The sequence below is a fragment of the Agarivorans sp. QJM3NY_30 genome, assembly GCF_050870855.2.
Lineage (GTDB): Bacteria > Pseudomonadota > Gammaproteobacteria > Enterobacterales > Celerinatantimonadaceae > Agarivorans.
The window spans coordinates 1,972,449-1,986,628 of the sequence record NZ_CP194038.2 but is presented as its reverse complement, the minus strand read 5'-3'; the positions used below and the strand labels follow the sequence as shown (position 1 = coordinate 1,986,628).

At 39.3% G+C, this 14,180-nt stretch carries 13 protein-coding genes and 2 pseudogenes; 5 read left to right on the top strand and 10 right to left on the bottom strand.

The genetic code is table 11. From position 1 onward, the window contains the following. Position 1: 1 nt before the first annotated feature. Genes pseG through ACRRSX_RS09140 form a run of 5 tightly spaced genes read left to right on the top strand, consistent with a single transcriptional unit; the run spans position 2 to position 4,537 of the window. A complete protein-coding gene (pseG, locus tag ACRRSX_RS09160) occupies positions 2-1,144 on the top strand; it encodes a UDP-2,4-diacetamido-2,4,6-trideoxy-beta-L-altropyranose hydrolase (RefSeq protein ID WP_432453511.1) in 1,143 nt (380 codons plus the stop codon). Further along, a complete protein-coding gene (locus tag ACRRSX_RS09155) occupies positions 1,119-2,069 on the top strand; it encodes an ATP-grasp domain-containing protein (RefSeq protein ID WP_432453512.1) in 951 nt (316 codons plus the stop codon). The genes pseG and ACRRSX_RS09155 overlap by 26 nt, the downstream gene beginning before the upstream one ends. Further along, complete coding sequence (locus ACRRSX_RS09150; RefSeq protein WP_432453513.1) at positions 2,062-2,733, top strand: HAD family hydrolase; 672 nt, start codon at positions 2,062-2,064, stop codon at positions 2,731-2,733. The genes ACRRSX_RS09155 and ACRRSX_RS09150 overlap by 8 nt, the downstream gene beginning before the upstream one ends. A gap of 1 nt (position 2,734) precedes the next feature. After that, positions 2,735-3,778 (top strand): pseudaminic acid synthase, encoded by a 1,044-nt coding sequence (gene pseI / locus ACRRSX_RS09145; RefSeq protein ID WP_432453514.1) that lies wholly within the window; start codon positions 2,735-2,737, stop codon positions 3,776-3,778. Positions 3,779-3,781: 3 nt separating this feature from the next. Further along, positions 3,782-4,537, top strand: coding sequence for a hypothetical protein (locus ACRRSX_RS09140; protein ID WP_432453515.1), 756 nt, complete (start codon positions 3,782-3,784; stop codon positions 4,535-4,537). A gap of 175 nt (positions 4,538-4,712) precedes the next feature. On the opposite strand, the pseudogene ACRRSX_RS09135 reads toward ACRRSX_RS09140, so the two are convergent. The 10 genes and pseudogenes from ACRRSX_RS09135 to ACRRSX_RS09090 form a co-directional block, all read right to left on the bottom strand. Next, positions 4,713-5,006 (bottom strand): annotated as a pseudogene (locus ACRRSX_RS09135) (ISAs1 family transposase); the annotation flags it as partial. A gap of 43 nt (positions 5,007-5,049) precedes the next feature. After that, positions 5,050-6,209 (bottom strand): IS3 family transposase gene (locus tag ACRRSX_RS09130; protein ID WP_432453516.1). Its coding sequence is split into 2 segments (ribosomal slippage): positions 5,050-5,960 and positions 5,960-6,209, totalling 1,161 coding nucleotides; the frame shifts between segments, so codons are not numbered across the junction. 46 nt (positions 6,210-6,255) lie between these two features. After that, positions 6,256-6,543: pseudogene (locus ACRRSX_RS09125) on the bottom strand (ISAs1 family transposase); the annotation flags it as partial. A 146-nt stretch (positions 6,544-6,689) separates the two neighbouring features. After that, positions 6,690-7,070, bottom strand: a complete 381-nt coding sequence (locus tag ACRRSX_RS09120; protein ID WP_432453517.1) for a hypothetical protein — start codon at positions 7,068-7,070, stop codon at positions 6,690-6,692. Beyond that, a complete protein-coding gene (locus ACRRSX_RS09115) occupies positions 7,063-10,011 on the bottom strand; it encodes a motility associated factor glycosyltransferase family protein (protein ID WP_432453518.1) in 2,949 nt (982 codons plus the stop codon). Before ACRRSX_RS09115 ends, ACRRSX_RS09120 begins: the two co-directional genes overlap by 8 nt. 20 nt (positions 10,012-10,031) lie before the next feature. After that, entirely contained in the window at positions 10,032-10,337 is a 306-nt protein-coding gene (locus tag ACRRSX_RS09110) for a hypothetical protein (protein WP_432453519.1), read from the bottom strand. 13 nt (positions 10,338-10,350) lie between these two features. Next, positions 10,351-10,758: a flagellar export chaperone FliS gene (gene fliS, locus ACRRSX_RS09105; protein ID WP_432453520.1), complete on the bottom strand. Its 408-nt coding sequence runs from the start codon at positions 10,756-10,758 to the stop codon at positions 10,351-10,353. A 19-nt stretch (positions 10,759-10,777) separates the two neighbouring features. Further along, positions 10,778-12,223 carry a flagellar filament capping protein FliD gene (fliD, locus tag ACRRSX_RS09100; RefSeq protein WP_432453521.1) on the bottom strand — a complete coding sequence of 482 codons (1,446 nt, stop codon included), beginning with the start codon at positions 12,221-12,223 and terminating at the stop codon, positions 10,778-10,780. A 23-nt stretch (positions 12,224-12,246) separates the two neighbouring features. Continuing rightward, positions 12,247-12,699, bottom strand: a complete 453-nt coding sequence (locus tag ACRRSX_RS09095) for a flagellar protein FlaG (protein ID WP_432453522.1) — start codon at positions 12,697-12,699, stop codon at positions 12,247-12,249. Between the two features lie 78 nt (positions 12,700-12,777). Next, positions 12,778-13,593 carry a flagellin N-terminal helical domain-containing protein gene (locus ACRRSX_RS09090; RefSeq protein WP_432453523.1) on the bottom strand — a complete coding sequence of 272 codons (816 nt, stop codon included), beginning with the start codon at positions 13,591-13,593 and terminating at the stop codon, positions 12,778-12,780. Positions 13,594-14,180 lie beyond the last annotated feature (587 nt).

Below are 14,180 nucleotides of genomic sequence, written 5' to 3'. Positions count from 1 at the left end.
AATGCCAAATTGCATAATTAGAGTTGACGCATCAATACAAATCGGCTCAGGGCACGTATATCGCTGTATAAGCCTAGCTAAAGCACTCCAAGAAACGGGGATAGAAGTAACATTTTTGTGTCGAGAGCTAATAGGTAACTTAAACTCGTTAATTACTCTGCAAGGGTTCGAACTGTTAGCTTTAACTTCAGTACAGCATCAGAGTTTAAATAACCACTGTAGTCACGCGAATTGGCTAGAATCAGGCTATACAGATGAAATAAAAGAATCCCAAAGTACCATCCAACAGTTTTTAATCGAAAAGAAAATAAAAACTCTTGATTGGCTAATCGTAGACCACTACGCTATAGAGCAGCAGTGGCACATATCATTGAGCCCATACTGTCACAAGTTAATTCAAATTGATGACTTAGCAGACCGAAAATTCAATTGCGACTTCCTTATAAACTCAAGTATATTTCCCGAACAACTAGCTTGTTACGATGGTTTAATTAACTCGAAATGTAAAACCTTATTGGGTCCACAATTTGCCTTCGTCAGAAAGTCATTTGCTGAGCAAAAAACGATGCTAAAGCCATTCAATGAGCGTATAAATAGAAAAACAATACTGATGTTTTTCGGTGGAGTAGATAGTAAAAACGAAACACTTAAAGCGCTAAAAGGAACAATAAAATTAATAAAAAGCAATAGGTTACATTGCACCGTCGTACTTGGAGTTAACAATCCGAATAAAAACAAGATAGAGCGCTACTGCCAAAGCCGAAGTGATATGCTGACGGCTAAAATTCAAGTAGATAACATGGAGCAGTTAATGTCTGAGGCTTTCTTATTTATTGGTGCTAACGGAAGTACCATCTGGGAATGTTGCACTCTAGGGCTGCCAGCAATTACCGCTAGTATAGCCAGCAACCAAGCTTTACTAGCCAAAACACTAGATAAAAAACACATAATACGCTGGCTCGGAGATTGTAATAATACTCAAGAAGCTAGCTACTCAAAAGCTCTAGAGCTAGCCATAAACGATAAGAAGGCTCTACATAAACAATCAAAGTTAATGTTGAATCTATTAGACGGACAAGGTCCTTACAACACTATTAGACACATTGAAGATATGAATCATGACTCCGACAATACTTATAACTAGCGCATCTAACAAAGTTCTGTTAGTAAAGTCATTAACACATTACGCAAATGTTTATGGCGTGAAGGTATTAACCAGCGATATTAGCGCCGATGCTGCAGCACTATACTTTTCACATAACCATATCTTACTTCCCAAACTAAACGACCCAGATTATCTATCGACACTAGTTGAACTTTGTCAAAAAGAATCTATTAACTATATACTCCCAACCAGAGATGGCGACTTAGAGTTTTTTGCTAAGCACTATGTTTTTTTAAAAGAAAAAAACATAGTGCTGTTAATGAGCCCACCAAAAACCATAGAAATATGCACAAATAAGCACTTGTTCCGGGAGTTTTGTGATCGTAACAATCTGCCGATTCCAGGAAAAATCACGGATATTCCACAATCGTTCCAGCCCTGCGTTGCTAAGCTAGCCAAAAGCTCCGCCTCTGCTGGCGTTTTCATAATTCAAAGCAAGCAGAACCTAGACACCCTACTATTACGCTACAGCACGTCAGAATTAACCTTTGAAGAACTTATTAGCGCCAAAGAATATTCCATTGATGCCTTTTACGACAATAAAGGTGACTTAGTCAGCGTTGTGACAAGAGAACGAATAAAAGTAATTAACGGAGAGTCCTCCATAAGCCAAGTAGTTGATGCCCCATTATTAAGCCAAATAGCAAAAAACCTCAGTAAACTTATACCCTTTTTCGGCCACATAACCATTCAAGCTTTTATGGACGCAAACAACGTATACATAATAGAAGTGAACCCTAGGTTTGGAGGAGCGTCGAATCTAAGCATTCAAGCTGGACTAGCATCAACTGAAAGACTTATGGCAAGCATAGTCGGGGACAACGAAACTTTGTATAGAGAAAACAAACTAAAAATTGGGCTGAAAATGCTACGCTATAGTGAAGACCTGTACCTAAATGCTTAATCTTAATCAAGTAGATGCCATCATTTTTGACCTAGATGACACCTTATATCTTGAGCAAGACTATGTGTTAAGTGGTTTCTATGCCATTGCTAAGGAGTTAGCAAGCTATGGTGTTTCAACAGATGAAAGCTACCAACACCTATGCAACTATTTTCACACTAAAGGCAGAGTAGGGTGTTTAGATAGCTTATTAGATACCTTGAAACACATTGAAGCAATGCCTAATATAGAAGAGTTGGTATTATTATATCGGTCTCACAAACCAACTATTCAATTATCAGAAATGGTCAAAGCAACACTGACTAAGATACAAGAGCAAGGTATAAAAACCGCTATAGTTACCGATGGGTTAGGTCAAATGCAAAAAAACAAAATCGCTGCGCTCGGGCTTAAAAGATACATTAATCATTTCATTTATTGCTGGGACTTAGATGCACCAAAGCCCTCTACTAAAGGCTTCGAGTTAGCATTAAGTAAGTTAAAATGCCCAGCAGAAAATTGCATATTAGTCGGAGACAATCCAGAACATGATATTAAACCAGCCAATAAGCTAGGGATTTACTCAATCCGTTTACTCCAAGGCCGTTTCAAAAACATCCCTGACAGCCAAAACTACCCAGCAAACCAGCACTGCCAATCAATGCACACTTTCTTCGAGACTTAATATGTACATAGTTATAAATGGAAAAAAAATTGGGCCAGATGAACCGCCTTATATCATCGCCGAAATGTCAGGCAATCATAATGGTGATATAAATAGGGCTATCTCTCTAATAAAAGCGGCAAAGGAGGCTGGAGCTGATGCCGTAAAATTACAAACTTACACTGCCGATACAATTACAATTGATCATGACGCTGAGGAATTTAAAATTCATGGAGGTCTCTGGGACGGCTATAAGCTTTATGAGTTATACCAAGAGGCACACACACCTTGGGAGTGGCATAAACAACTGTTTGAGGAAGCGAATAAATTAGGCATTACAATTTTTAGCTCACCTTTCGATCATTCCGCTGTTGATTTTCTTGAAGAGCTAAATACACCTGCCTATAAAATTGCGTCATTTGAACTTGTCGATTTACCTCTTATTGAGCGTGTAGCAAAGACTGGGAAGCCACTAATCATGTCGACGGGTAATGCTAGCCTATCTGAAATTGATGATGCACTTAACACCGCCAGACAGAACGGCTGTGATGAAATAGTATTATTGCATTGTATCAGTGGCTATCCCACTCCAGCAGAGGAATCAAACTTAGCAACTATTCCTGCTTTATCAAATATATTTAAGACACAAGTTGGCTTATCTGATCATAGCTTAGATATAGGCGTGTCCATTGCTGCCGTAGCCGTTGGAGCAACGGTAATTGAAAAACACTTTACCCTTTCAAGAAAAGATGGTGGGCCTGATTGTGGCTTTTCTTTAGAAGAAGATGAATTAAAAAGCTTAGTTAAAAACTGTAAGTTAGCTAAACAAGCTATAGGTTGCGTTAATTTTGAGCGCAATGGCTCCGAATCTAAGACAAAATGTCACAGACGTTCTTTGTACATAGTAAAAGACATAAAACAAGGAGAAACAATTACATCTGAACATGTTCGTTCAATACGGCCTTCGGCAGGTTTAAAACCCAAACATCTTAAAAAAGTAATAGGAAGCAAAGCTAAAAAAGATCTCTTTTTTGGCATGCCTTTAACTCATGAACATTACGAGTAACCAATGAATAATAAAATTAAAATAACAGGCCAATCATCAGACAGCGAACTAAATATACGCAAAGATTTTTTTGACTATTTTCATAAAAACCCATTACCTGATGCCGAGATACTAAATAATTTAGGCCTTTTCTTAAGTCGACAAAACCTATCCAGAATGCTCTTTATCAATGAAATGTACCAAAAGATGCTTCCAATACATGGTGTTATAATGGAGTTTGGGGTACGCTGGGGGCAAAATTTATCTTTACTTTCTTCTCTTAGAGGGATGTATGAACCTTTTAACTACTCCCGAAAACTCATTGGCTTTGATACATTTGATGGATTCCCTGAAGTTAGTCCTGAGGATGGAAATAATGATATCATCAGAAAAAACTCCTACAGCGTCTCACATGATTATGATAAATATTTAATGGGAATTCTTGATTATCACGAAAGCGAAAGTCCAATGTCTCACATCAAAAAATATGAACTAGTTAAAGGTGATGCAACAAACACTATACATAAGTATCTTGAAAACAATCCTGAAACGTTAATTTCATTCGCTTACTTTGATTTTGATATATATAAACCTACTGTTGAATGTTTGAAAGCAATCAAGCCCTATTTAGTTAAGGGAGCAATCATTGGATTTGATGAATTAAATTGCAAGACCTTTCCTGGAGAGACAATTGCTTTTCAAGAAGTTTTAGGGTCAAACAATTACAGCATAATTCGAAGCCCATACAACCCCCTTATGTCGTATATTATATTTAATTAGCCTTAGCAAGGAAATAATATGTACAAGTGGTCAACTAATATTGGCCACGATCTTAGAGTTTAACCAGAACAATCGTTCCGATTCATTGGGCGTCAGTCCGCCGTTATATTGATGTGGACGTTAATGAGTGTAGAAAACTCCATTTAAATTTGTGTCATTTTAGGGGACGTGGACAATTGCCTTTCACTGCCAGCAAGTAATCGGCTTCCTTGTTTGTTATCGTTTTCGCGATATCGGTTTGGCAACCCATGGCATCTATCGATATCAGCGCCCCCTTGAGCTCCAGTGCATTGAGTAGTTCGGGGATAGCGGTAATTTCATTGGATTTGGCATCGGTTTTTACTTGCACCATCACAACGCCATTAGCGGTGGCAAACGCACTGACCATGTGTATCGTAGACTTGCGGTCATCCCGTGTATAGGAGCTGCGGAGCACCTTGCCATCTACTGCGATTAGCTGCCCATTGGTTTACTCACTCACCGCTAGCATCCACTTGCTAAAGCTGTACTGGTCAACCCAAACTGGACACTTTTAGTTGAGAATTTTCAAACGCCACCGGTGATAAATCACCATTGGCCGAATGAAGCCGCTCTAAGTTGTAATACTTCATATAAGCAGCCACATCTTGCTTCATAAATTCTCGTGTTGGCTGATTAACTTTAAACAGCCAATCGTGTTTTAAACTTCCGAAGAATCGTTCAACAACAGCATTATCCCAACACGCTCCTACATCGCCCATACTGGCTCGAATATCAAAACCAACTAATAGCTTACGATATTGTTTACTGGTGTACTGTGAGCCTCTATCACTGTGAAAGACTAAGCCTTTAGGTGGTTGCCGTAAGTTGTAGGCTTTAATGAGTGCTTTGGAAATTAAGTCTGTAGTCATCCGTTTATCAATATGCCAGCCAACAATTCTGCGAGAGTATAAATCCATCACGACTGCTAAATACATCCAACCCTCGCCTGTTTTTAGGTAGGTCACATCACCAGCCCAAACCTGATTAGCAGCGCTTGGGTTAAAGTTCATATTTAGCAGGTTATCAGCGACTGCGTCAGAGTGTTTACGCTGCGTTGTCACTTTATAAGCTTGCCGTTGGGTCACTTTCAGCCGCAAGCGTTGCATCATTGTACGGACAGCATAGCGGCCTACTTGGTAGCCTTCCTTGCGCAATTTCTTCACCATCTCACGATCCCCTAGGCTACCTCGGCTTTTCTTGAATAACTGGCGAACACGGCGATAAAGCTTCAAAGTATCAAGGCCTATCACGTTCGCAGGGCGTTTAAGCCAATCGTAATAGCCTGATTTACTTACGTTCATGACTCGGCATAGCTGCGCAACAGGGAACTGATTTGAGTGTTTTTTTATGAAGCGACATTTTACTTCATTTCTTTCGCAAAGAAGGCGCTTGCCTTTTTTAGTATTTCTTTCTCCATGCGTAATTCTTTGTTTTCTTTGCGTAATCGCTTGAGTTCATCACGCTCAGACTCTTCTAGGGTGATGCCTTGCCGTTGGACTTCGTACCTTTCTTTCCACTTGTAAAGCAGGCTAGTGCCAACCCCTAGAGATTTTGCAGCATCAGCAACACTGTAACCTTGCTCCAACACCATTAGTACCGCTTCATCTTTAAATTCTTGTGGATAACTCTTGTGTGATTTTTTCAAACTCATATAGACCTCTTAATTCATTAACATACTGTCTCAAAATTAAGTGTCCGATGGAATTAGACCAGAACAAGCACTGTTGGAACTGCGCGGGGTCGAGCCTTGAAATCAATCGGGCAATGGTATCGTGTACTGGTAGGCCTGAAGTAAACAGCCCCTTTTCACGTAACCAGTTGAAGTGGGCTTCGCCAAAGTCCTCTATATCCTCCCAGCCACTGGCTCCGCCAATAGTTGCGCATACGGTGAGGAACAGTACGTCGAACAACGGGTAACTTACTTTAGCGCTTTGACGAGGGTCTTTGATACAGCCGAAATGTTGGGTAAATACGTCGATAGTCATGGAGGGATTCCCGAAAAAGGGAGTATAAGATCACAGCTCGAACATCAGGTCAAATCGCTTACGCTTGCTTAAAAAACATTCGAGATCTCACCCTGCTGCACCTTGAACTTGGATTTTATCAACAAGGCCACGTTGAGCATTAAAATTCACCTCAACAGCAATTTCATATATTCGATTAAGCTTTCTTCATGTGTTTTACTTAATACGTGATAAACTTTACTTGGAAAAGCAAATGTCTTATCACCATCTTTAAAAAAAACTTGTGGTGGTTCACTATCAGTCTCTTCTACAAAAGTCCACTCTCCTTGCCTTTTTCTTTTATAAACCTCACCTAAATAAGCACCATAGATATACGATAAAGTGAACAAATCTTGATCTAATATATGTCCCTGTCCTATCTCTTGAATAATATCATCAACTAAACCAACACTATCAATAGAATAATCTAAATTAACAGAGAAATTATCAATTGAATATTTAAGTGCATCCTCTGCTGAAGATCTCATTAACTCTTGAACATCATTCATTACCATTACCGTCCATTCTAGCTTTCTGTTTCTTTAAAATTTCTAATGCAGGAAGAGAATCAAACCCCACACCAGGATAAGGCAGAGGCGTTCTATCAAACTCACCAAAATCGTTCATGACCTTATCTCTTGCGGCTGCTACATATTCTCGCCAGATATCCTTCCCTTCCTCGAACTTCTGCATACATAAAGCTTCATCATCAGAAAAATAAGCCAAATGTGTCAAATAGGTTAAACAAAAAGAACAACTTCCCCTTAGTAAGTAGTAAAATAAAGAGTGCACATCTAAAGAGGATTTCTTAACAAAATCAACCTGTTTATCTAGAAAGTCCAAAGCCTCTTCCCAACTTTCAACATCGGCGTCTATCAAACTCAAAAATTCATTACATTGACGCTCAAAATTATCAAACTTATAATGTTGGTCAAACTTATTTACGATTTTTTTTGTATCTGCATTATAAGCTTCAGCCTTAATATTCTGTATCATAGCTACCTTATCGATATTTTCGTTCAATAAAAGCACCTGATCTAACTGCAAAGCCGTAGTTCCTTCAATGAAGGCACCATTCGAAGTATTGTAAATCTCAGCGTCAGGAAACTCAGATATCGCCTTAGATAGTATCTCCGCTGAAAATTTAAATTCATGTTTCGTAAATACGTTATCAGCAAAATTTCCCCGAACCCTTATGCCAGTACCGTGTGCACTGTAATCATAAAGCTCCTTGCCTTTATCATTCGAATTAAAATAAGCAGAGTGCTTGCTATGATGGCACTTAGGGTCGACAAAACCAAGATCTACACCGAATAAATATACCTGTCTAAAGCCTAAAGCTAATACATATGATAGTGCACAATTAGACACTGTCGGATATGAATAAAGTAGACTAGAGAATTCTTTAACCTCATCCGAGATGGCAGAAAATGCACAAGCTCCAGCCTCGCCGGTTTTAAGACAAAACAACGGATCACCAAACATATCTACAACTTCAGGGTGCAGTCCATTAACACTAATTAGGTCAATACTCTTTAACCAATCGGGATCGGGGACTTGAGAAACCCAATGTAATGTCGCTCTAGTTTGTTCAACTTCAGCATGAAAATCAGGTTTAATACCTAAATTATAAAGTGCTTTTAAACTAGTACCAACAGACACGATAATGGCTTTATTTTTATATGACTTAATAACGTCTGCACTAGAATCTAAAGATGGACCATTACCAATGATAAACACCGGTGTAGCTTTCAGAATTTGGGACAAACCTTTTGGTTTGTATTTCAGCATATAAGGATGATTATGAGAAAAAGAGTCCTGTGTATGATTCAAATTATAAAATGCATGATCGAAAAACTCTCCAACGTTAAGCAATACTTTAAATTGTTCTCGAGTCAACAGCACATTTTCATGCATTTGATGATGATAGTAACTGACATAAAAAAAAGTATAAGAAAGAATATGTATTCCATACGATTGTAAACGTTGATGTATATCATCAAACATATGTGTACCATCGTCTCCAATATTCAGATAGAGCTTACTACCTCTCTCGTCAGCCTTTTCTAGTATAGAGCTCCAATCAATAGTGAATAATGAAGCTAGAAAAAATTCTACATTAGGTTCGTACAAGATAAAATTATCGATATCGTGTCTTTTAAACAGTAACTCCACCTGGTAGGCAAGACCACAGCCATACATAATAAAAGAAGGTAGCTTATAAGGCAGTTTAGTTTGAGTTTCTTTGTTATCAGGAACATCTCGAACTAAGGCCCTCAATGCCTTTGCCTTATCATAGTGTATAAAAGGGCTAGGTTTATGTAGTGGCTCTCGTGCATCCAAGGAGTCTATTCTTGGGTGTGCTGAATAGTGTTCAAAATATTGCGAACTGGCAACGTGTGGATCTTCTGAGCAAAACATCGATGCCCGCTCTAAATCAAATAAGTTAAACTGCTCCTTACCCGTACTCAGTAGCTGCCAACGAGACAGCTTATAATTAGACGAAAAATCGTAAATTTCAGGAAAATACTTCTTAAATGCGCATAAATTTTTATCAAAAATGGATGATAAACATTTCCGGTTATATGTTTCTACTACCTTAGCATTATCTTCATTGTGAATAAAATAATGCGCTAATGGTTGAGAAAATTCATAACTACTTTCTTTCTCTAATTCTTCAGAATATTTCAACAAAGACTCAGAAAATGGAGAACGCCCCGAAAGCGTGTCAAATTCAAAGCCATTAAACATCGAATAGTCATAATGGCGAAAAATATGAAACTTAGTGATTTCATGATGCTGCATCCACTCTTTAATCGCGAAGATAGAATCAGAACCTTTCCTACCTGAAATAATAGTAAAATTCACACCTGAATTTTTAACTTGAGCAAGCAGCTCACGCCATTGAGCACTCAGCAAAGAAACATGTAGCAAGTCCATTTCAGGCTCAACCAATAAGACTCTTTTCCATGCCGCAGTAGAAAGTAACGGTTTAATATGTAAACCTAAGCCACATCCTAAAATAACAAGGTTTTCACTACTCTTAGAAATTGGCTCATAATGCAATTTAGCGTGAGGTAATAGACTATTTAAGCTTATACCAGGAAAAGGCTCCACCTCATCCTGTAAGTGCTTTTTAGTCTGGTCAAATACCAGCGGGTTTTGACAGAAAACGTTAATTTGAAGGTCAACTTGTTTTTGCGGAATCGGGTTATAAAGCGCTCTCCCCTTGGAGATATTCAAAACGCTGACCCGTTTAAATTTTGTGATAAAAGGCGAAAACCTAAGTGAATGATGAGTAGCTAGCGCTTGAGCTAAACTTGGATCAAAGTACGCAAAGGCTTTTAGATTATTGTCCAGACGCCGCTGAATTAAAGGAGACAACTGGACTTCATTTTGTTTTTGCTCTTGTTCGTTGCTTGAAATCTGAAAATCAATATTCTTTAACATTTAGATACGCCAATAAGTAGTTATTTACCATATGCCTTATTAATTTTTTTCGAACGCTCTAAGGTACCTAACTGAGCTTGTAAGTGATTCTTCTCTGTACTTACCAAATCAAGCAATATCTTCATCTTGCCGACATACGCGAGAATAATCTTCTTATCATCGGCATTGAAATCATTGTTCAGGGTAAAATAGTCAGTAAATAATTTTTGATGCTCAGCCAAAAGCTCGTCAAGTATAATAATTTCAACATGCTCTGAGTTTAAACCCTGGTGAATTTTTTTGAGCAACGCTTCACCTTTATAGAGAACATGATTTAAAGAATCCAAAATTCACTCTACCTTAGCGCTGCTGGTAAGCTTGCTGTTTGGCTGAATCTGGGATCTGATCCCAAGCAGATTTTATCGGCAGGAAAATAGAAATGACTTCTGCTATTTTTTCGGCATCATTACTCATTGATGCTTCAGAGAGTAACTCTAGCATATAACTATATAAGTCATTTAAATTAGCAGATATTTCGCCACCTACTTCATGGTCAAGCGTATTGCGTAATGAAGTAATAATCGAAGTTGCTTTTGCTAAAGGCTTCGCTTTATTCACCACTTCGTTTCGTTCAATACAGCCCTTAGCAACGGATAGATTTTCTAATGCAGTTTGCATTAAAATTTGGGTTATTTTATGAGGATCGGCTGTGGCAATCTGATCTTTTATTCCAACTTGACGATACTGATTAATCCCATGCTTATACATACTTCACTTCCCATCATTGTTAGCCAAGCTGCGCAGCAATGTACGACATTTGGCTATTCAGCGTTCCCATTGTCTGGTCAAACGCTGTGTATTTTGCTCGAAGAGTTGACTCATATTCGGCCATTCGCTCTTTTAGCGCTAAGTCCGCATGGTCAAGGTCGCGTAATTGTGAACGGGTAGTGTCCTCTCGAGTCGCCAAAATACCTCCTGACTGCTCGAAACTATCAACAAAACCGTAAAATGTATCAACTACTCCCCCATCCCCTGCAAAAATTTCGCCAAGTTTATTCAAGTCACCATCAATCCACTTATTTAATTTAGACTCATCCAAAGTCAATTGGGCATCATTGCCCATTTCTATGCCCAAAGCATAAAAGGTGGTTACTCGATTGGCATCATTAGGATCAGAATAACCAGTAGTACTCATCCGGCCTAAACTGTATTTCATTGAGCGAAGCATGGCGTCACCACTCAATTCTTTACGCTCATTATCTTCACCTTCAAGCACTTCATCGGGCTTACTATATTTCTCGATTTCTTTAATAATTTTATTGTAAGCGTCAACAAAACGTTGGATACTGTCTACAGCAGCATTGTCATCAGGTTTGATTTCTAACTTGGTACTAGAAGTCGTCAAACTATTGGCAGTAAATGTCACTCCTGAAATAACATCACTAAAGGTATTGGTATCACTTACCACTTCAATACCATTGACTGACATCTTGGCATTTGAAGCACTTTGAGTCACATTTAAATCCGCTATAAAAGTATCAAGATCTGGATTGGCTGCACCTGTAGACGTAATGGTCAAATCATTGGGGTTTCCGTTGTTGGGATCGCCATCATCATCAGCGCCTGATACACTGGAGTCAAATAATAAGCGAGTACCACTCCCGGTGTTGACTAGATTAGCGGTAACGCCAAAATTACCACCGGCATTATTTACTGCATCACGTAAGTCTGATAAACGCATCCCAGCGGTAACCGCTACAGTGAAGCTTTCAGCCCCAGCCCCAAAGGTTAGCTCGCCATCAGCACTAGCAATAACAGCCGAGGAAGAAGCATATTCAGTTTGTCCGGTTAAGCGTGAGCCCTGCGCCAACGACAGAACTTCAACATCATAAGTACCATTTGCAGCACCTTCACCTAAAGCCACAGAATAGGCCCCGCTGTAATTTGAAGAACTACTTTCTTCATCTTCTGAAGAAGCTGCACTAGCCAATACGCCATCAACAAAGGCCGAACGGGGGAAAAAAGTATTTGGGTTACGAGCATCATCTAAAATATCTTTAAAGCTACTTAGAGCCGATTTTACCGCACCAACAGCAGACAAAGTCACATCTAAACTTTCACGCCGTTCAGCTAAGCGAGTTTCCTGTGGTACCCGCATCGCATCAATAGACACTTCAATTAAAGCTTCTAAGTCTAAGCCACTACCTATACCCGCTGCTGAAATTCCACTCATTTCGGTCACCTACATAATAAAAACTAAACTAACTTATCCACAAATAACCCGGTGGTCTCACCAATCGCATCCTGGAACTTTCGTAAGCGCTCAGACAACTGACGATATTCTTCACTAGGAATTTCTCTTATCAGTTCATCGGTAGAACGATTTAAAACTGACGTAAAAAATTGTCCGTCTCGCTCATCAACCACAAATTTTACATCGCGGTTATGAACTTCCAAAATTTGATTAATCGACTTAACTACATCTTCAACCGATGCTCTATCTTGGTCTTTTTCTACTCGTTCTTCTGCCTGCTGTTTAGCAACCTTATTTTCTTCTTGCAGCGATTTTCGTGCCAACTCAATTTTTTCGCTACGAGAAGTAGGCTCATTCGTTCCCTTGAGCTGTTCGCTTTGTTTCAGTTCAGGGCGTTCCGTCGCCGCTACAGTAGAAGCAGAAAACGCTGTAATACTATTTACATTGCCTTCCATATCTGACTCCTTAAATGAAGCAAGCCACACCTATTGAGTATAAGTGCGGCTGCGTGTTTCTACCTACTAAAATTTTAACTATACAAGAGTTAACGCAGCCTGTGGGCGTTGGTTTGCTTGAGCCAAAATAGAGGTGCTGGTTTGCTGTAAGATCTGCTGCTTGGTTAATTCAGCCGTTTCTTTTGCAAAATCAGTATCTTTAATCCGTGAACGTGCACCAGTCATATTCTCAGAAATATTCGATAAGTTACGGATAGTAGATTGGAAACGATTTTGCAGGGCACCCAAATCAGCACGCTCGGTATCAATGCTTTTTAATGCTGAATCAATTTTGGCCATTGCGCCAGAAGCCGCACCGGCAGTACCTACTGATAGGGCATTGATACTCAGCGCTGCAGTAGTAATAGTCGTGTCAATTTTAACAAGAATATTTTCGCCAGCATTAGCACCCACTAAAAAATTAGAACTATAAGCGCCATTAAGCAATTTAGTTCCACCAAAATTAGTAGTAGAACCTACACGACTAATTTCCGCTTTTAGCTGATTAACTTCCGCATTTAATGCGCTTCTATCACTAGCACTATTGACACCATCTTGAGACTGAACGGCTAGCACGCGCATGCGTTGTAGCATGTTAGTCACTTCGTCCATTGCGCCTTCAGCGGTTTGCGCTACAGAGATACCATCCTGTGCATTCATCACGGCACGATCCAAGCCTTGGATCTGTGAAGTCATGCGGTTTGAAATTTGTAGACCAGCTGCATCATCCTTGGCGCTATTGATACGAAAACCAGAGCTTAAACGCTGGTAAGCTGTATCAAGACCGTTGCCTGAATTATACAGTTGGCGTTGTGCGTTCAATGACGACACATTACTATTTACGACTAATGCCATAATTTGAGCCTCCTAAAATGTTAATTATCGGGCCTGAACTAATAACCTGATAATTTATAACCATCTAGTGATTGTTGAACCCTTGGTTTGAACCTAACCAAGACAACCTTTAAATGGACCAAAGTTTTAATAACTTCAATCTCTGTAGCGGCAGTAGCTAAAAAAGCTTTAGAAAATTTTAAGGAAAAGAGGAAAAAACTTGCCACTTGGGCGGCAAAGCCCGTCACTACAAGGCTTTAACAATGCAAAAAATAATTTAAGACTAGGCCTAGAAACTCTAGTTTTTAACGATTTCTAAGTAAAACAGCCGAGCACCCCGCCAACAATCGCTCAAAAAAAGAACTATAATTGGCACCATAAACACTAAGTCAAAAAAACACCGCAAAAGTTGGTGCATATATTGCTTAATTTAAAGAGCAGCCTGAACCGCTGCGAAAAAATGGCCAAGCGTGCTATCCACACACTTGACCATGTCGCTCGAAACGATAGGAGATGAGAGCGAAACTAGAGCGCATTTTTATAATAAAGGAATTGAGCCTCCTAAAATAATCATCGCGCTTACTGCAGTCTGAGGACGGTGGATTGAA